Origin of the sequence: Archangium sp. Cb G35, assembly GCF_001896145.1 — a bacterium.
GTDB classification, from domain to species: Bacteria; Myxococcota; Myxococcia; order Myxococcales; family Myxococcaceae; genus Archangium; species Archangium violaceum.
Genome location: NZ_MPOI01000007.1, coordinates 552,025 through 570,132 on the forward strand (window position 1 = coordinate 552,025; position 18,108 = coordinate 570,132).

Below are 18,108 nucleotides of genomic sequence, written 5' to 3' on the forward strand. Positions count from 1 at the left end.
AGCAAAATCAACCTTTACCCTTGGAGTTGGCAATGGCCATGCCCAACAACGCCAAGCCTCCAAGGACGAGGATTGTCCCCCATGGGCTATCTTCCTTGTCAGGCTTGGCAACAAAAGCAGGTGCCACCTGCTGCACAGGCTTCGGCTTGTAAGCAGGCTCGAACTTGAATACTGGTGCTGGCTGCGGATTCTGCGCGTGCCAATTTCGTGGAACTGGGGGTTTAGGAATTTTCGCAGCCACAAGCCGGGCATTTTGAGCAGGCACCGCAGACTTCTGCTTGGGTTGAGCCAGCAGACTCTTCATCAGATAGGCGCGAATATCAGCCATCGTCGGGCGCTGAGATGGATCCAGGCGGCACGCCGCAAGAATCACATCACGGAGCCCGTTACCTTGAGAACTCGGCCGATATGGCAAAGGGTCAAGGCTTCGACCATCCACAGGCACCAACCCGGTTGCCAAATGATAAAGAGTCGCCCCATACGAGTAGCAGTCTCCCGCCTTCGAAATCGGATTGCCAGCAGCTATTTCAGGCGCCCAATATCCAGGGGTTCCTCCAAGCTTGGTTCCGAACGAAATGGTGCAGCCAGAACCATTCCCAAGAGGATCACCGAGTCGGATATCACTCCCTGATACAAGGGTATTGTCTGGCTTGATATCTCCGTGGACAACATTCGCATCATGCAGTGCGCTGATCACATCAGCCAACTGCAAGGCAAAATCCAAGATCTGCCGGTCATCAAGGCGACCAGCCCATTTCACCAGCGAACCACCCTCGACGTACGGCATGACGTAGAATGGCTTTTCGGCCTCGAGATTGGCCCCCAAGACATTCATCAACTTTCGATGCAGGTTCCGCGAAAGAATCTTCCACTCCCGCATGAAGGCCTTCTTGGCACCTGGGATTTGGGGCTCACGCAGATACTTCACAACGACCTGCTCGCCCGTGTCACTTCGCGTCCCCAAGTACACGTCAGCAAAGCCCCCCCCACCGAGGTACTTGAGATTCAAAACGGAGAAACTCATCGACGACCTCCCGACGCATAAGCCATGGTGAAGATTTTCTGAAGAAACTGGGGGCGCTCCTCAGCCGCAACACGGATGATCTTTTCCGGCGGATTGCCTGCACGCACGGCCCCATCCAATGCCTCGTACAAGTCGAGCACTGCGCGAAGAGGCACGGAGTGACCACGCTCCCACCGATTCACGCTCACGAATGAAACACCCAGGAGTGCAGCCATGCGCTCTTGGGTCAAACCCAGGGTAGTTCGGATTCGAACGAGATCTTGAGTGGTCAACGGCATGGTCGTGACTCTGCCACACCGCCACCAGCATGGCAAGCACCTGTTATAAACGGTGTTATACGGACGAGGCATGGACCCGTGACCATCCCCAGCAGGATGACTCCAGTCCTGGCGGCCGTCGCCTACACCTTCTTCGGACTCGATGCGCTCGGGTTCGTGCGGACCAGCCAGCCCAACTTGAGGACGTGCCGGTAGTCGATGGCATTCGTCGTGATGACGCGCTTGATGGCTTCGTAGCTGCTCGACGGCTCCTTGCCGTTGAGGTCGTAGCTGATGAGATGAACCATGACGCCTCCGTTCAAGGTTGAAGACTGGACACCCATCTAGCAGCCGCAAGACCCGGCGCAGCTCCTGTGCCTCCCGAGCATGGGTCGCATGCTTGACCGCCCATGCATGGGGTGGTTAGCCTCCTATGCATGACCGAGCAAGCAAAGGACGCCGCCAAGAAGCTGGGCGGGAGGGGCGGAAAGAAGGGCGGTCGCGCGAGAGCTGCGGCCCTGTCCACTGAGCGCCGCCGCGAGATCGCTCAAGCTGCGGCTGAGGCCCGTTGGGCGAAGTCGCCAGGGACGGAGCGCACCCCGCGCGCAACACACGAGGGCGAACTGCACATCCCTGCCGGCGGCAATGGAGCCGAGGAGCTAGTCATCCCCTGCTTCGTCCTCGACGACGGCCGACGAGTGCTCTCTCGCGCGGGCATGATCTCGACGCTCGGGATGAAGGGTGGCAGCAACCCCAAACAGGGGTATGACCGACTGACCAATTTTTCACGTGGAAAGGGCATTTCTCCCCATATTTCTGAGGGGTTAGCGGCTCTGATCCAGTCGCCATTTCAGTTCCGTATTCCGGGCGGCGGAATGGCCTTCGGCTTCGAGGCGGCGGCTCTCGTCGACCTCTGCGACGCCATCCTTGAGGCGCGAGCGGCTGGCGTCCTCCAGACGCAGCAGCAGCACATCGCCCGTCAGGCCGAGGTGCTCGTTCGCGGCTTCTCGCGGGTCGGCATTGTGGCACTGGTGGACGAGGCCACCGGCTACGAGGCCGAGAGGCGCCGCGGTGAGCTCCACAAGATCCTCGAGGCGTACATCGCCAAGGAACTCCTTCCCTGGGCGAAGCGATTCCCGGATGAGTTCTACACAGAGATGTTCCGGCTCCTGGGCTGGAAGTCAGATCCAGGCAGCCAGAAGCCGGTGCTCGTGGGCAAGCTGACCAACAACCTCGTCTATGAACGGTTGCCGGAAGGCGTGCTCGACGAACTGAAGCGCAAGAACCCGGTTGTGAAGGATGGCCGCCGCCGTCACAAGCACCACCAATTTCTCAGCGTCGACATCGGCCACGAACACCTGGGGAAGCACCTGGCCGTCGTGTGCGCACTGATGCGGATCAGCCCTGACTTCAAGACCTTCGTGAGGCAGCTCGACCGCGCCGTACCCAGGTACGGGAAGAACTACGAGCTGCCGCTCGATGACCTCTCAAGCCTCTGATCCGCTCCGGCCTGGACGAGCCTGTGGCACCTCTCCAGCGGGTGCGCCACCGCAGCTCTGGTGTTCAATAGTTACAGCCACTTAGGCAATCACCCCTACATCTGACCCGGACGGGGCCGACGTCGTGGCTCGCTCCAGCATGTCGATGGCCCGCGCCACGAGGTTCCAGTCCGCCTTGACGCGGTAGGCATGGCGCAGTTCCACGCCAGCACGGACCGCCTGCTCGTGCAGGGTCGCCTTGCCCGCCTCCGCGCGCTCGCGGGCACCCCTCTCCGCGTCCCGCAGCAGCAGCGCCACCTGGACGGCGTTGAGCTCGCCGCACGTCTCGCGCCGGACCCATGGAGTCCTCCCGTGCGGGCAGGGCCCGACGAGCGTCCCGCCCCTGTCCAGGTGGTCCGAGTACTCGGCCGCGGCCTTCAGCGCCTCGTCCCGCTCCTGCTCCAGCAGCTCGGCGCGGGTCACTGCCGCTGACCCGTCAAGAATGGCCTTGCCGTGCAGGCGGCGCGCCTCGTCCCGCTTCGCCTGCTCAAGGGTCTCCAGCTCCGCCAGCGCGATCCCGTGCAGCCCCAGGTCCGCGTCTCCCACACCGTTGAGGTTCTCCTTCACCTGCTCCAGCAACTCCCGAAGCGCCACCGTTCCCGTGTTGGAAATACCCCGGAGAAGGTGGGGGCCTGCAGCCCGACATTCATCGGGATGAGTCTGACCCTACGGGAGAAGGGGACAGGGCGCCGACCGGGCCCGGCGGGGGTTCCCACTTAAGGTAGAAGCGGGGCTCCAGCCGCGCGGGAGCAAAGGCCACGGCGCGCGTGACGCCATGCGTCATATGTAACCACCTACACCTGAAGCACATGCACGGCCCGGCACCCACCCGCCTAGTAGTTTCAAGCGGTTGGGCGACCATATCACGCCCTGGCGGCCGTGGCGCAAGCCGTCGACTAGCGTCAGTCATCGGGAGAGCAGGCGAGATCTCGGCGGCACACGCACCCGTTGGATCTTACCTGAAAGATCAAGCCGTTACACCCCACTCAGTCAGGTAACCCCTCACACACCAACAAGGACGAGCTTCCGCCCGGCTTCTTGCCGGAACGGCTCGTCCCCTCATGCCCGAAAGGCCCAGCCATGAAGACGATCGAAGCGAACGCCAGCGAGAAGCACTCCCGGGCCTTCTGGGCCATCCAGGTTGCAACTGTGCTGTTCCAGTTGCTGCAGCTCCCCGCCGCCATCTTCGCCATCCGCCTCACCTTGCTCGCCCTGCCGTAGCCTCTTGATACCGGAGGGCTGGCGGCGCTGCCCGCCCTCCCCGGCTCACCGCAGTTCCGCGTCACCAGCCGCAGGCCGAGTTCCGGCCGCGGCCCTCGCGGATGCCGCATTCTCCTGGACCCAGGCACGCTCGGGCCCGGTTCGTCGCGGCTAAGGGCCCGCGAGTCACAACAATCTATTGGGGCTGGCGCTACTGCGCCCCCCAGAGCGCAGGCGTCCGCCGCGCCCAACCACCCACCAACAACCACCTGGACAGGCACACCGCCCGGCAACCGCCGGAGCGGCTTGCACCCGCCTGCCCGAAGGGCACCACCATGAGTACGAATGAAGCGAACACCCCCGCGAAGCCCTCGAAGCTCGACAAGGCCACCAAGGCTGCGCGCCTGCTGCTCATCCTGCTGAGGGTCCTCGAAGAGCTCGCAGAGATCGCCGCCCACCTCGGCCTGTCGTAGCTGCGGGCTCACCGAGGGCTGGTGCTGTGCCGGCCAGCCCTCCCGTGAGCCGCGGGCAATGTGGATCCAACCGCCGCCACGGAAGTGGAGCGTGGATACCCAACCCACGGCTCCGCCGGTGATTGGCACATACAAAGGCGACTGATGTACACCGTCGGCAGCGTTGCGAGCGGAGAGCGCTCAGAGCCGCTTGCCGAGCAGCTCCTGGAGGCGCTCCCGATAGCCTCGGCCCGTCGTGACCTGGGTGCCGTCATTCAGCAGCAGGACAAAGTCGCCGTGGAACCACGCCTGCACCTCGCGCACCCGGTCCAGGTTCACGATGGCCGAGCGGTGCACGCGCACGAAGCGCTTCGGGTCCAGCTGCTCCTCCAGCGTGGAGATGGACTCGCGAACCGTGTGCACCCGGCCTCCCGCGTGTACCCGCACGTGCTTGCCCGCCGCCTCCACCCAGTCGATATCCCCCACCCGCAGGAAGGAGGCGCGGCCCTCCTCGCGCAGCACCAGCCGCTCCGTGTACAGCTCGCGCCGCTGCAGCGACTCCAGCAGGGCCACCAACCGGGGCGCCACCTCTCCTCCGCCCCGAGACAGGCGGACCTGGGCCTCCACCCGCTTCAGCGTGCGCTCCAGCCGCTCGTCGTCGAAGGGCTTGAGCAGGTAATCCAGCGCTTGCGCGTCGAAGGCCCTCAGGGCGTGCTCGTTGTACGCGGTGACGAACACCGTCACCGGCATCTGCTCTACCCCCACCGCCTCCACCACCCCGAAGCCATCCAGCTCCGGCATCTGCACATCCAGGAACACCACGTCCGGGGGATGGGTGCGCAGCACCTCCACCGCCTCACGGCCGTTGCGGCACTCGCCCACCACGGTGAAGCCTGGCGTGGCGGAGACGAGCGCGCCCAGCAGCTCACGCGCCAGCGGCTCGTCGTCCACGATGAGAGCTCGAATGGGCTCCATGGCTCCTCCTCAGGCCGTTCGCGAGGTGGAGGCCGGACACCAGGGCACCGCCAGGTGCACCTCGACGCCGCCGCCCTCGCGCCGGCGGAAGTCGAACACATGCGCCTCACCATACAGGGCGCGCATGCGGGCGCGGGTGTGGCGCAGGCCTACGCCCTCGCGCACGGGGGCGGTGAGGCCCTCGGGCAGCCCCACGCCGTCATCCGCGACGACGAGGTGCAGCCGGCCCTCGCGCTTGTGGGCGCGTATCTCCACCGTGCCTCCCTCCGCGCGAGGCGCCAGCCCGTGGCGCAGCGCGTTCTCGACGAGGGGCTGCAACAGCGCCCGGGGGACGGCGATGTCCAGGGCCTCGGGCTCGATCTGGAAGTGGACGCGCAGCCGGTCCTCGAAGCGGGTGTGTTGAATCTCCAGGTAGCGCTCGAGGAACTCCAGCTCCTCGCGCAGGGGCGCCTCGGGCTCGGCGTCCGTATCCAGCGACTGGCGCAACAGCTCGCTGAGCCTCGCGAGCACCCGGCGCGCGGCCGTCACGTCGCGGGCCATGAGGGCGGACACCGCGTGCAGCGTGTTGAAGAGGAAGTGCGGCTGAAGCTGGGTGCGCAGCACGGCGAGCTGGGCCTGGGCGAGCTGGGCCTCCAGCTTCGAGGCCTGCACCTCGCGCTCGCGCAGGGCGCGCTGCGAGGCCATCGCATGCAGCACGGCCTGCAGCGAGGCGTACATCAGCAGGTGCCCGCTCATGGCCCGCCTCAGCATGCGGACATAGAGCTCGGTCCACGGACGCGGGTCCGGGGCCATCACCCATAACGCGAGGAGCGAGCCCAGCACGGTGTGCACCAGGGCCGTGACGAGGGCGGCGAACCCGTGGAGGAGCAGGTGGCGCCCACGCCGCTCGCCGGAGATGGGGTAGCGCCGGGTGAGCTCGGCGATGAAGGGCGAGAGGAGGACCCAGGGCATGATGGTGAGGAACTCGGCCTTGAGGAGGCGCACCACGTCAACGGACTGGCCCGCGAGCGTGCGCGACGTCCAGTTCTCGGTGATGAAGACGAGCGCCACGAGCGCCCACCAGCCCACGCCCGAGAGGGCCTTCCGCCCAAAGTGCATCCCCTCCTGTGGCATGAAGCCTGGGTACCACGGAAGCGGTGCCGCGGTCCCGGGACGGCCACGCTCGTTCCCCGTGCCATGCGGCTCGTTCCCGCTCGCGAGCCCTTCGTTCCCGCGAGGTTCTGCACTTCCCGAGAAGCCTTCACGGTGCTCTCAATTGAAGGCCGGGAGCAGCGGAAATCCCCCGGCCACCGGTAGCATATAGAGGAGAGCTCCCATGAATCCCGCGCCTTTCCGCCTCCGAACCCATCTCTTCCCGGCGGTTCTGCTGGTTCTCATCGCTTGCGGCTCGGGAGAGCCCAATGCCCCGAGAGAAGAGCCCGCTCCGCCGCCGGTTTCTCCCGGCGAGTGGATCGCCCACGCGCCCATGCAGGGTCCTCGTCGCTCGGAGCTGGGCGCGGGAGTCATCGATGGGAAGATTTACGCGGTCGGCGGTAAATTGGACAACGAGACCCCGCTGTCTCTCCTCGAGATTTATGATCCCGCTACGGACAGCTGGACGCCGGGGCCTTCGATGCCGGCTCCACGGGATCACGCGGGCGTCGCCGCGGTGAACGGCAAGCTGTATGTGCTCGGCGGCTATGGCCCCCGCTCCGTCGCGGCGGAGACGGTGTTCGAGTTCGATCCAGGCTCATCCACCTGGTCCGCCAAAGCGTCGATGGTCTCGCCTCGCGCCGCATTCGCTGTCGCCGTGGTCGGAACCAAAATCCACTGCGTGGGCGGTCTCTCGGGAAAGGCTCACGAAGCCTACGATGTATCAACGGATACCTGGGAGACATTGCCGGAGATGCCTACGGGCCGAGAGCACCTGGCGGCCGCGAGCATCGGCACGACGATCTATGTCGTCGGCGGTCGTGTCACACCCTTTCCTTACGAAAACTTCGCTGCCTTGGAGGCGTATGACACCGTGACCAAGACCTGGACGAAGCTGCCTGAAATGCCCACCGGGCGCGGGGGGCTCGGCACTGCGGCGCTGGACGGCAAGCTCTATGCGATCGGCGGCGAGTTCCCGGCGGTCTATGCCCAGGTTGAGGAGTACGACCCAACCACCCAGGCCTGGCGAGGAATGAAGAAGATGCTCACGCCGCGGCACGGCGTGGCCGCGGTCACGGTGAACGGGTGGATTCACGTGGTCGGAGGCGGTCGAATGCTTGGCACTGCTGGTACGAACGCCAACGAAGCTTTCAAGCCGGATTAGAGCGCTACCTCCGCCAGGAACGCCGGGCGCGCAGGCGCCCACACACTTCGTCAGGGGCGGAGCGTGCGCTTCAGTGATAGGTCATGCTGCCATGTCCGGCGACTCACCCGTCCCCACCCCCGGCGGCTTGCCCACCCTGCGCTTCCCCCCCGAGCTCCCCATCTCGAGCCGGGTGGAGGACATCACCGCGGCCATCACCGCCCATCAGGTGGTCATCGTCGCGGGGGCCACCGGCTCGGGGAAGACGACGCAGCTGCCGAAAGTCCTGCTCGCCATGGGGCGCGGCCGCCCGCGCCAGATTGGCGTCACCCAGCCCCGGCGTATCGCCGCGACGAGCGTGGCGGCACGCGTGGCACGCGAGCTCGGCACGGAGCTGGGCACGGACGTCGGCTACCAGATTCGCTTCGAGGACCGCTCGTCCCGGCAGACGGCCGTGAAGTTCATGACCGACGGGGTCCTGCTCGCGCAGATTCACAGCGACCCGCTCCTGAAACGCTACGACACGATCGTGCTCGACGAGGCCCACGAGCGCAGCCTCACCATCGACTTCCTGCTGGGGTGGCTCAAGCGCATCCTCCCCAGGCGCCCCGACCTCAAGGTGGTGGTGAGCTCGGCCACCATCGAGACCGAGCGCTTCTCGCAGTTCTTCGGGGGGGCTCCGGTCATCCAGGTGGAGGGCCGTACCTTTCCGGTGGACGTGCTCTACGAGCCGCCCCCCGAGGACGCCGAGCTCGCCGACTCCGTCGCCGATGCGGTGGCGGACGTGATCTCGCTCGACCCGGACGGGGACGTCCTCGTGTTCCTCCCCGGGGAGCGGGAAATCCGCGAGGCCGAGAATGCCCTGAACGCGCGCGAGCTCCGCGGCACGGTGGTGCAGCCCCTGTATGCGCGCCTGTCGGCCGCCGAGCAGTCGCGCGTCTTCGCCACCATCCCCCAGCGCCGGGTCATCCTCGCCACCAACGTCGCGGAGACGTCGGTCACCATCCCGGGGATCGTGTACGTCGTGGACACGGGGGTGGCGCGCCTGTCGCGCTACGAACCACGCTCGGGCACCACGCGCCTGCACATCGAGCCGGTCTCCCAGGCCAGCGCCGACCAGCGCAAAGGGCGCTGCGGACGCGTGCGCGAGGGGATCTGCGTGCGCCTCTACGACGAGGCGAGCTTCACCTCGCGGCCCGCCTTCACCGACCCGGAAATCAAGCGCACCGGGCTCGCGGGGGTCATCCTGCGGATGAAGTCCCTCGGCCTCGGCGACGTCGAGGACTTCCCCTTCCTCGACCCGCCCCAGCCGAAGGCCATCGCCGAGGGCTGGCGGGTGCTCGAGGAGCTCGGGGCCATCGAGGGCAAGGAGCGCACCTTGACGCCGCTCGGGCACCAGCTCGCGCGCTTCCCGGTGGACCCGCGCATCGCGCGGATGATTCTCGCCGGCGCCGAGTACGGGTGCCTGGACGAGGTGCTCATCGTCGCCGCGGCGCTCAACCTGCAGGACCCGCGCGAGCGGCCCCGGGAGCGCGCGCAGGAGGCGGACGAGTCGCACCGGCGCTTCCGTGACGAGCACTCGGACTTCACGGGGCTCCTCAAGCTGTGGGCGTTCGTGCGCGAGGCCGAGGGCCGGGGGACGTCCCATCTGCGGCGCGTGTGCCGGGACAACTTCCTGTCCTTCCTGCGGGTGCGCGAGTGGCGGGACGTCCAGCGCCAGCTCGAGGAGACCGTCCGCGAGCTGCGCCTGCCGCGCAAGGGCCGGGGCGCCCCGGCGCGCGGGGACGTCCTGCACCAGGCGCTCCTCACCGGGCTCCTGTCCCGCATCGGCCAGTGGAATCCGGAGCAGCGCTACTATACGGGCGCGAAGCAGACGCGCTTCATGGTCCACCCCTCGTCGGCGCTCGCGAAAAAGCCCCCTGCCTGGGTGATGGCGTTCGAGCTCGTGGAGACGTCCCAGCTGTTCGCGCGCACCGTGGCGAAGCTCGACCCGGAGTGGCTCGCGGCGGCGGCCCCCCACCTGCTCAAGCGCAGCTACTCCGAACCGCACTGGTCGGAGAAGTCCGCGCGCGCCGTGGTGAAGGAGAACGCGACCCTCTTCGGGCTTCAAGTCTTCAAGGAGCGCCCCGTGGCCCTGGCCAGCATGGACCCCGCCCAGGCACGGCTGATGTTCATCGAGCATGCCCTGGTGCGCGGCGAGTACCGCACCCGGGGGGCGTTCCAGGAGAAGAACCGCCAGGTGCTCGAGCGCGTGGCGCGCCTGCGGGACAAGGCCCGGCGCAGCGAGCTGCTCGACAGCGAGGCGCTGCTGACGTTCTTCGACCAGCGCCTCCCGGCGGACGTGACGGACGGAGCGAGCTTCGAGGTCTGGCGCCGCAAGGCCGAGGCGGCCGACCCCGGCGTGCTCGTCCTCTCGATGGAGGATGCCCTCTCGCACGACCCGGGCCTGTCCCCGGCGCACTACCCGGACACCATCACCCTGCACGGCGCGTCCGTGCCGGTGACGTACACCTTCGACCCCGCGGCCGAGGACGACGGCATCACCCTGAGTGTGCCGCTGCTGCTGCTCGCCCAGTTGGTCCCGGGTGAGCTCGACTGGACCATCCCCGGGTGGCAGCGGGAGAAACTCACCGCCCTGCTCGAGCAGCTCCCCCGCGCCCAGCGCAAGCAACTGGGGCCGGTGCCGGACCTGGTTGACCGTCTCGAGAAGGAACTCGTGCCCTTCCGCGGGCCGATGATTCCAGCGCTCGCGCGTGCGGTGTCCCGGCTGTGCGGCGTTGACGTGCCCGAGGAGTCCTTCCGGGCGGACGCCGTGGCGCCGTACCTGCGCATCACGCTCCGGGTGCTCGACGAGCGGGGAAAGGAGCTCGCGCGGAGCCGCGACGCCGACGCGCTGCTCGAGCAGCACGGGGGACATGCACGGGCGGCGCTGCGCAGCGCGGCACCTGTTTCGGACTGGGAGCGCAAGGGTCTGACGGCCTGGACCTTCGGCGAGCTGCCCCCCGTGGTCACCCGGCGGGTCGGCAAGCTCGAGGTCCGCAGCTACCCCGCGCTCGTCGACCGGGGCGCTGCCGTGGACCTGGTGCTGCTCGAGACATCCTCCGCCGCCGAAGCGGCCACGCGCACGGGGGTCCGCCGGCTCCTGATGCTCGCCGCGCGCGGACACGTGGCCGTCAGCGCCGCGCGCATGCCGCCGCCCTTCCCTTCCCTGGACGGCGCGCCGCCCGCGCGGGGCCAGGCCGACGCCTTCCGGGCGCTCGTCCTCGCACGCAGCGTCGACGATGCGTTCAATCTCGCACCGGGTGCGCCGCTGCCCCGCACGAAGGCGGACTTCGAGGCGCTGGTCCGTGAGGGCTCACCGCTCATCGAGCCTACGGCCCGGGACTGGGCGGACGCCGTCGCTGCCACCTCCAGGGAGCTCGCCACGACGCTCGGTGCACTCAAGGCAGCCTCAAAGGGGCCGAGCGGCGCGGCGGCCGTGCGGGACATCCGCTCGCAGCTCGGGCACCTGTTCCCCGCGAACCTCATCGAGTGGATTCCCTTCGTGCGCCTTCTGGACTACCCGCGCTACCTCCGCGCGGCCCAGGCACGGCTGTCGCGTGCGGTGGCGAACCCCGGCAAGGACGCAGGGAAGGCCGAGCCCTTCACCCCCCTGTGGGAGACCTTCCTCGCCAGGCGCGCCACCGTGCGTGACCAGGAGTTGGCGCGAGAGCTGCGGTGGGCCTTCGAGGAGCTCCGCGTGGCCATCTTCGCTCCGGAGGTGACGACGCCCGTGTCGGTGACGGTGGCGAAGGTCGGCGCGGCCCTCGCGGCGCTGCGCTAGAAGCTCGACGGCGCTCCGCTGCATGCCAACGACACTGATGCCCTTCCTGCACCCGGAGCTCTACCCGTCACCTGGGCCAGCCTGACGAACAGGCCCTCGAACCCCGCCCACGAGGCCTCCGAGAGAAGGGCCAGAGGCCCACTCCATTCTCTACTGCCGTGGTCCATACAGCGACCCATCCTGAAGGAGGATCGCCTCAGGGAGGGAAAGTCATGGCAGATACGCCTCGAGCCTTCTTACGGGCCCTGTACTCGATTGATGCCTCCCGTGGTGGAGCCCCGTTGAGCCACGACGCGGTCAATGCGCTGGGGACGGAGCTGCGGATTCCCCGGCCCGAGCTCCTCGACCTGATAGACGAGTTGCAACGTGTGCACCTGATCACCGTCACCTTCGCGGGTCTGTCCCTGACGCTTGAGGGAAAGGAGTCCGCCGCGAAGAGGGACAGGACCGAGACACTGGATTCCACGGCACCGGGCGCGTGAAGGAGATGGCCTCGCGAGAGCGAGGGGTGGCCCCGTGGTGTTTCCGGGGCTCGGTTGCTCAGTCCTCGTCGGTGAACCAGAAGAGGCCGATGCGGCCCGTGCCCACGGCGAGAACACCGCCCTCGAACGTGGCCGGCGTGAGGAGGCGGCCCGAGCTGTAGCTGTACCCGCCCGGAGGCAATGAACCGTCCGGCAGCAGTACGGTGTGGAGGCTGGAGTCAGTTCCGTGACTCGACGATGACGGGCACGCCCCCGCGGGGGGCCAGGGTGACGCCTCGCCGCGCCACCTGGAACGTGTAGGGCGTGGCGGGCCGGAGCTTCACCCGGCGGAGGACCTCGGCGAAGACAATCCGCATCTCATACGTGGCGAAGGCCATGCCGAGGCAGCGCCGGGACCCGCCGCCGAAGGGAAAATACTCGTAGGGGCTGGTGCGCTTGCCCACGAAGCGCTCCGGGTTGAAGCGCTCGGGCTCGGGCCACAGGTCCGGGCGGCGATGGGTGAGGTAGGCGCACGCCATCACCGCCATGCCGGCAGGCAGATCCCACCCGCTCACCTTCATGGGCCGCTGCAGCACCCGGCCCACCGCGGGAGCGACGGGCACCAGCCGCAACGTCTCCTTCAACGTCGCGTCCAGGTACTCCAGGCGGTTCACCTGCTCGGGGGCGAGCGGCCCCGTTCCCGCCACCTGCCGCAGCTCCGCCCGGAGCTTCTCCTCCACCTCGGGGTGCTGGAGGACGAAGTGGAAGGCCCACGAGAGCGTGGTCGCGGTGGTCTCGTGTCCGGCGGCGAGCAGGGTGATGGCCTCGTCGCGCAGCTCCCGGTCGGACATGGGCTGGCCCTGCTCGTCACGGGCCTGCATCAGCAGGGACAGGACGTCCTCGCGCTTCTCGACACCCTCGGCGCGCCGCCGGGTAATCTCCGCGTAGAGGTACGCGTCCACCTCCTGCATGAGGCGGCTGAGCTGGGTCCACGGCAGGGCGCGGCTCACGTTGGCCTTCCAGGGCCCGAGCTGAATCGGATCCCTCCCCACCGCGAGCAGCTGGAGCATCCGCTCCGCCGGGAGCAGGGCGCTCAGGTACAGCACGGCATTGTGCGAGCCCATGTTGAGCATCCGCGCGAACAGCCCGTGGAAGTGCTCGAACGTCTCGCCCTCGGCGAGGCCGAAGACCGTCTTGAGGATGATGTCCAGGGTGATGTCCTGGAACACCTCGTGGAGGGTAAAGGCCTTGCCCTGCGTCCACCCGTCGATGGAGCGGCTCGTGGACTCGCGCATGGACAGCCCGTAGGACAGCATCCGCTCGCCGTGGAAGGGCGGCGTCATCATCCGCCGCTCGCGGATGTGCTCCTGGTCATCGAGCAACAGCAGCGAGTTCTTCCCCACCACGGATTCCAGCACCCGGTTCACCGGCCCCACGTAGAGGTCCTCCGGCTTGCCCGTGAAGAGCTGGCGCACCATCTCCACGTCGCGGGTGAAGAGGAACGGCGGGGTGTTGGGGAACTGCATCACGAAGCTGTCGCCGTAGCGTTGGACCGACTCCTCCATGAACCGCAGCGGATGGGCGACCCATTGGTGGAGCTGGAGGAAGTGCGGCAGGGGGATGCGAGGAGGCTGCATGGGTTGGGGCTCCGGTTCGCTGTCATTCAAGGTACTTCAGCAGCTCCTTCATGATCACCCGTCAGCGGCCCTCCTCGGCCCCTCTGCACCTGCCCTCCCCCTCTACACGGCCTCTGGCATGTGGCTGCGGGGACACACCCGGCCTACGCCCCGAGGAGTTCCGGAGGGTTACACAGCCCTCCGGGGCTGGCCCACGGGCTGCACTACTCGACGTCTCAACGCGTGGCACGAAACGGGTGATGGATGCGGCGAATCGACGGAGTCAGGCTTCTGGGCGTCATGGCATGGCTGGGGACCACGGTGGCGCTCGCTGGCCCCCAGAATATCGAGGCAGGTCCCCTCTGGAACCGGGAGCACGCGGCGGAGCAATGCCCACAGGTGTGCGATTCCCTGGGCGGTTGGACGGGTGAATGGTGGACCACGGTCCAAGGCGAGATGTCCGTCTGCCAGTGCGCTGGCGCGGCGCCCACCGGAGAGGCGCGCAAGGAACAGGCCGTGGCTCCCACCGATGCGGGAATCCCGCCGGTACCCGAGTCCTCGGGCGAGCTCGTCGCCATCGTCTGGGGCGGTGGGAAGGACACCACCGCGGCGTACGAGTCCCTCGCGCAGTGGGATGCGGAGAAGCGGCTGCTCGGAGACCTCGTCCGCTTCGCACCGGGCTTCCCGAAGATCGTCTCCAGTGACACTGTGCCGGGCCTCAACCCGGGCTTCGAGATCGTGCTGCTCGGCGTCTGCCCCCGTGACGAGGGACGGGACGAGCGCGCCTATATCAAGGCCCTCCATCCCTTCACCTACGAGAAGCCGGTGAAGGGAGTCCAGGCCGCGTGCCCCACCTGGGTCGAGCAGAAGAGCAAGGCCGTGAACCTGCAGCGGACGGTGAAGGGCAAGGGACTCACGCTGTCGGTGGTGGAGCTCGCCTGGCCCGAGGAGCCGGAGGCCTCGGACCTGTCGTTCACGTCCGTTCCCGTGCGGTGGTTGAGCGTGGTGGCTCGCGACGGCGCGGGAGCATTGCTCGGCGTGTATTCGAAGAAGGACGAGTACTCCCTGGCCGGTTCCCGAGCCGTGGGGTGCAGGACGGAGGTGAAGTCGGCGAGCAAGGACACGGTCGTGCTGGAGCGCACCTGTCAAGGCTCCTCGGGCGCCTGCGACACCGATCCGGGCGAGCGGTGGCGAGTCACCGTGCGCTGGAACGGGAAGGCCTTCATCCCCGAGGAGAAGCTGCTCGCGAAGTGGGAAGCGAAGAACTGCGCCGAGTAGCGTTCTGATACGCCGTTGTTCAGGCCTCTCAGGAGGTGCCAGAGCCGGCGCGCCTGGAACCCCGTCAGGGACGCCAGAACTCCATGGCGTGGGTGACGTAGGGCGTCACCTCGGCGGGCCTTCCCTGGCGCAGACTCGCGAAGAAGTTGTCCAGGGCGCTCGGGCCATTGTGCGCGATCATCGTCGCCTGCGCGGCTTCCAGTCCGGTCAGGGGCCGCCCCAGCTCCCGCTCGCCCCGGCTCGTGACCATCTCGTAATTCTCCTGGATGAGCAGGCGCGACATGGGGATGCCCCCGTTGTCCGTCATGGCGTCGCGCAGGGCCTGGCCATGCTCGCTCGAGAGCAGCGCGCGGGTGATGAAGCCCTCGCGGTGCTCCCCGTGGATGGCGGGTCGATCCAGATAGGCATTGAGATCCCTGTTCCCCAGGCCGAGCGCCTCGACGTTGGCGGCCGCGTCGGGATTGGCCAGGAGCGCCTCGCGGCTGCTGACACCCGCCATCTGCCGGCGCAGCTGCGCGGTCCGGAACATGTTCTCGATGTCCTCGTCACCGAGCCCCGTCTCCTCACGGAAGCGCGTGCCCTCCTCGGAGCCGGTGTACTCGGCGATGCGGCTCTGGAGCCCCGCCTCGGTGTCCCCTCCCGCCGGAACCCTCTCATAGATGTCCGTGTAGGCCTCGCGGGTCGCCGTGGCGATGTCTTGCAGGCTCCTCAGCGCCTCGTCATCCAGGCCATAGTGCCGCGCCGCTTCGGGATTGCCGGCGAGCACGCCCAGCGCCGTCCCGCCGATGAGCTGTCCCTTGCCGAACGAGGCGGGAGTGCCCGAACCATTGCGCAGGAGCGCGGGCTTCTCGCCGAGCGGCCCGTTACCGGTCTCCGCGGCCTCGATGGCCTGGGCGATCTGCGCGACGGGGTGCGGGAGCGTCGTCACGGGAAGGCCGGCCGTGGGGTCCGCGGCCCGGGGGTTGATGGTGCTCTGGGTGCCGTACGTCGGATCCGCCAGGGAGAAGGCCGTCGGGCCCGAGGGAGAGATGTTGCCGTCACTCGCGCCCACCACCTCCTTCTGGAAGCGCAGCAGGGCCTCCATCGTCTGGGGCATGGCCTGCGTGGTGATGGGCTCGGTCCCCGCGGCATCCACCTGCTCGGCCGAGTGATTCGCGTCGCTCAGGTAGCCCAGCTCCCGCAGCCGGTCCTGCACCTGACGGACATCGGCGGGGTTGTTGATGCCCCCGTTCCCCACCGAGCCCGTCAGGTTCAGGGTCACGGGGGCGGGAAGCGTCACGGCCTCGGCAGCCGTGCCCTCCACCGGGGCAGCCTGCTGGGTCTCCACCGCGGGGATGGGAAGCGTCCCGGCCTCGGCAGCCGAGCCCGCCACCGGGGTGGCCCGCTGGAACCGGGCCGTCGGGGAATCGAAGCCGTCCCGGCCCTGGTGGGCCTCGAGCGCCGGCTGACGCACGCGCGGCTGCTGGGACGTCCCCTCCTGAGGGTTGCGCTGGAACCCCTCGGGGGTGTCCCGCCGCCCCCGGACCTGGGCGGTCTCTCCCGGGGGAGTCCGGTCGTTGACTCGAATGGGGGACAGTGGGTTGCGGGGTTCGCGTGGCACGCGCATGTGCGGTCTCCAGAGGCGCCAGCGGCTCCAGATGTTCGGAGGGACCCGGTTGGCTCGGACTGGGGATTATCGGCCCCATCCGGCCCCGAGTTTCGTCCCATTTCCCATCTGGCGGAAATAACGCACTCCCGGGTCAGAACCGGTCGCCGAGCGAGCAGGCATTGGCGGTGGGGACCCCCGTGCTCCGGGTTGATCGCCACCCGGGCCGGGTTTCCTTCATGAAACTGCCCGTCATGCCTCCGGTGTCGCCCATGCTCGCCAAACTGGTGCGAGAGATACCGGGGGAAGGCAAGGTGCTCTACGAGCCGAAATGGAGCCCATCTTATGGCTTTGGCACCAACGTCGGAATCGATGCGAAGCTCCGCGGATCATGCGCGACGACGATGGTCATCTCCGGGTATCGCGCTGATATCGCGGCCATATGCGCGAGGTTCTCACGAACGAGCCGAGGCCCTGCATCTGCGAGGCGCTGCGTGAGCGGGCGCTCCTCCTGCTCGGTGACGCCCTCCAATTGCCAGGCGAGGTCTCCGATAAAGGCGTAGCGCTTGTTGTCCGGAAGCGTCACGAAGACAATCACGGAGCCCGGCGTATGGCCGGGCGCCGGGACGATCACCACCGTGCCATCTCCGTAGACATCATGGCTCTCCGCGAAGCCAAGATAGGGGCGTGCATCGAATCGATACTCTTCGAGATGCAGCGGCTTGATGCTTCTTGCCGGGGCCGTGGTGAAGTCTTCACCTTGTACGAAGCTTCGTTCCGCGGGAGGTATCCAGACAGGCACTTCGGGAAAATCCGCGGCGCCGCTGATGTGGTCCCAGTGGGAGTGGGTCAAAAGGATCGCTCGCAGCCGGGTCAGGTCATACCCGCTCGATTGGAGTTGCTCGCGCGCGGTCTTGTTCAGCGAGTACCGTGTCAGGAGCCGAAAGAAGAGAGGCAGCGTCGCGAGGTGCTGTGCGATATCCCGGCCGAACCCGGTGTCGATCAAGAGATCACCCTTGGGGTGCTTGATCAGGGTCGCGGTCATGGAGAACTCTCGCGGCTCGAAGAGAGAGCCACCGCGATACCCAAAGGACGCGCTGCGGTAGGTGACGCCGGTCGGAAGCTGGGCAATCGACATCTCGGAAGGCGCGGAAGCCGGCGGGAGCGCGCCGATCTCGAAGGTCTTCGATACGGAGAACGGCGACGCACGATAGGTAGACAAGAGCCCCAGCGGCAGCAGATAGAGCGAGAGACAGAGCGCTCGCAGGGGACGAGAGAACGAGCGCAGAAAAGAAAAGCCAGCGACGCAGGCACTGCCAATCAGAGCACCAGGAACTATCAGCCATGAGGCCGGCCCGTGAGCGCTCAAGAACAAAATCCATACTGCGAGCAGGACCGGCGCGACGCACGCAAGGAGCCATTTCATCGGGGATTGCCTGGAGCCTCGGCGCCTGGGCGGAGGCGATGCGCTGCTCTCGCGAGCGGTCGGAGAGGTCGTCCACGTGGAGCGCGGGTCCGAAGACATGAACAACATTGTTCCGGTTGCCCGCACGAGCCCAGGAAAAAAGGAGACCGGTTGAACTTTCCCGCCCTCAAGGAGGCCCTGGAGCACTTCGCGCCAGCT

Annotated in this window: 17 protein-coding genes; 7 read left to right on the forward strand and 10 right to left on the reverse strand. The window is 67.4% G+C overall.

Annotated features, from left to right (window positions below; translation table 11 throughout):
* Positions 1–7: 7 nt before the first annotated feature.
* From BO221_RS23785 to BO221_RS54935, 3 genes are read right to left on the reverse strand one after another with little or no spacing between them, the layout of a single operon-like run.
* Positions 8–1,024, reverse strand: a complete 1,017-nt coding sequence (locus tag BO221_RS23785; RefSeq protein WP_073562754.1) for a serine/threonine-protein kinase — start codon at positions 1,022–1,024, stop codon at positions 8–10.
* On the reverse strand, positions 1,021–1,374 hold the full coding sequence (locus tag BO221_RS57645) for a helix-turn-helix domain-containing protein (protein ID WP_083681297.1): 354 nt from the start codon (positions 1,372–1,374) through the stop codon (positions 1,021–1,023). Before BO221_RS57645 ends, BO221_RS23785 begins: the two co-directional genes overlap by 4 nt.
* A 50-nt stretch (positions 1,375–1,424) precedes the next feature.
* Positions 1,425–1,589, reverse strand: coding sequence for a hypothetical protein (locus BO221_RS54935; protein WP_158079902.1), 165 nt, complete (start codon positions 1,587–1,589; stop codon positions 1,425–1,427).
* A 129-nt stretch (positions 1,590–1,718) separates the two neighbouring features.
* On the opposite strand from BO221_RS54935, the gene BO221_RS23795 reads away from it, so the two are divergent.
* Positions 1,719–2,780 carry a P63C domain-containing protein gene (locus tag BO221_RS23795; protein WP_073562854.1) on the forward strand — a complete coding sequence of 354 codons (1,062 nt, stop codon included), beginning with the start codon at positions 1,719–1,721 and terminating at the stop codon, positions 2,778–2,780.
* An 81-nt stretch (positions 2,781–2,861) separates the two neighbouring features.
* On the opposite strand, the gene BO221_RS23800 is transcribed toward BO221_RS23795, so the two are convergent.
* A complete protein-coding gene (locus BO221_RS23800; protein ID WP_073562756.1) occupies positions 2,862–3,413 on the reverse strand; it encodes a hypothetical protein in 552 nt (183 codons plus the stop codon).
* Positions 3,414–3,899: 486 nt separating this feature from the next.
* On the opposite strand from BO221_RS23800, the gene BO221_RS54940 reads away from it, so the two are divergent.
* Together BO221_RS54940 and BO221_RS54945 are read left to right on the forward strand one after the other, a co-directional pair.
* On the forward strand, positions 3,900–4,040 hold the full coding sequence (locus tag BO221_RS54940; RefSeq protein ID WP_158079903.1) for a hypothetical protein: 141 nt from the start codon (positions 3,900–3,902) through the stop codon (positions 4,038–4,040).
* 314 nt (positions 4,041–4,354) lie between these two features.
* Positions 4,355–4,492: a hypothetical protein gene (locus tag BO221_RS54945; RefSeq protein ID WP_158079904.1), complete on the forward strand. Its 138-nt coding sequence runs from the start codon at positions 4,355–4,357 to the stop codon at positions 4,490–4,492.
* A 180-nt stretch (positions 4,493–4,672) separates the two neighbouring features.
* On the opposite strand, the gene BO221_RS23805 is transcribed toward BO221_RS54945, so the two are convergent.
* A complete protein-coding gene (locus BO221_RS23805; protein ID WP_073562757.1) occupies positions 4,673–5,446 on the reverse strand; it encodes a LytTR family DNA-binding domain-containing protein in 774 nt (257 codons plus the stop codon).
* 9 nt (positions 5,447–5,455) lie between these two features.
* Positions 5,456–6,544, reverse strand: a complete 1,089-nt coding sequence (locus BO221_RS23810) for a sensor histidine kinase (RefSeq protein WP_073562758.1) — start codon at positions 6,542–6,544, stop codon at positions 5,456–5,458.
* A gap of 217 nt (positions 6,545–6,761) precedes the next feature.
* Between BO221_RS23810 and BO221_RS23815 the strand changes: the two genes are divergently transcribed.
* The 3 genes from BO221_RS23815 (at position 6,762) to BO221_RS23825 (ending at position 12,026) form a co-directional block, all read left to right on the forward strand.
* Entirely contained in the window at positions 6,762–7,742 is a 981-nt protein-coding gene (locus BO221_RS23815; RefSeq protein WP_073562759.1) for a kelch repeat-containing protein, read from the forward strand.
* A 91-nt stretch (positions 7,743–7,833) separates the two neighbouring features.
* Complete coding sequence (gene hrpA, locus BO221_RS23820; RefSeq protein ID WP_073562760.1) at positions 7,834–11,544, forward strand: ATP-dependent RNA helicase HrpA; 3,711 nt, start codon at positions 7,834–7,836, stop codon at positions 11,542–11,544.
* A gap of 212 nt (positions 11,545–11,756) precedes the next feature.
* Positions 11,757–12,026, forward strand: coding sequence for a hypothetical protein (locus BO221_RS23825; RefSeq protein WP_143195636.1), 270 nt, complete (start codon positions 11,757–11,759; stop codon positions 12,024–12,026).
* A 58-nt stretch (positions 12,027–12,084) separates the two neighbouring features.
* On the opposite strand, the gene BO221_RS57085 is transcribed toward BO221_RS23825, so the two are convergent.
* Positions 12,085–12,207, reverse strand: a complete 123-nt coding sequence (locus tag BO221_RS57085; RefSeq protein ID WP_255408484.1) for a hypothetical protein — start codon at positions 12,205–12,207, stop codon at positions 12,085–12,087.
* 37 nt (positions 12,208–12,244) lie between these two features.
* Complete coding sequence (locus tag BO221_RS23830) at positions 12,245–13,642, reverse strand: cytochrome P450 (RefSeq protein WP_073562762.1); 1,398 nt, start codon at positions 13,640–13,642, stop codon at positions 12,245–12,247.
* Positions 13,643–13,885: 243 nt separating this feature from the next.
* Between BO221_RS23830 and BO221_RS23835 the strand changes: the two genes are divergently transcribed.
* Positions 13,886–14,899, forward strand: a complete 1,014-nt coding sequence (locus BO221_RS23835; RefSeq protein WP_083681300.1) for a mannan-binding lectin — start codon at positions 13,886–13,888, stop codon at positions 14,897–14,899.
* 64 nt (positions 14,900–14,963) lie between these two features.
* On the opposite strand, the gene BO221_RS23840 is transcribed toward BO221_RS23835, so the two are convergent.
* Both BO221_RS23840 and BO221_RS56335 read right to left on the reverse strand, forming a co-directional pair.
* A complete protein-coding gene (locus BO221_RS23840) occupies positions 14,964–16,505 on the reverse strand; it encodes a hypothetical protein (protein WP_073562764.1) in 1,542 nt (513 codons plus the stop codon).
* A 322-nt stretch (positions 16,506–16,827) separates the two neighbouring features.
* Positions 16,828–17,910 carry an MBL fold metallo-hydrolase gene (locus BO221_RS56335; RefSeq protein WP_233166230.1) on the reverse strand — a complete coding sequence of 361 codons (1,083 nt, stop codon included), beginning with the start codon at positions 17,908–17,910 and terminating at the stop codon, positions 16,828–16,830.
* Between the last annotated feature and the right edge of the window lie 198 nt (positions 17,911–18,108).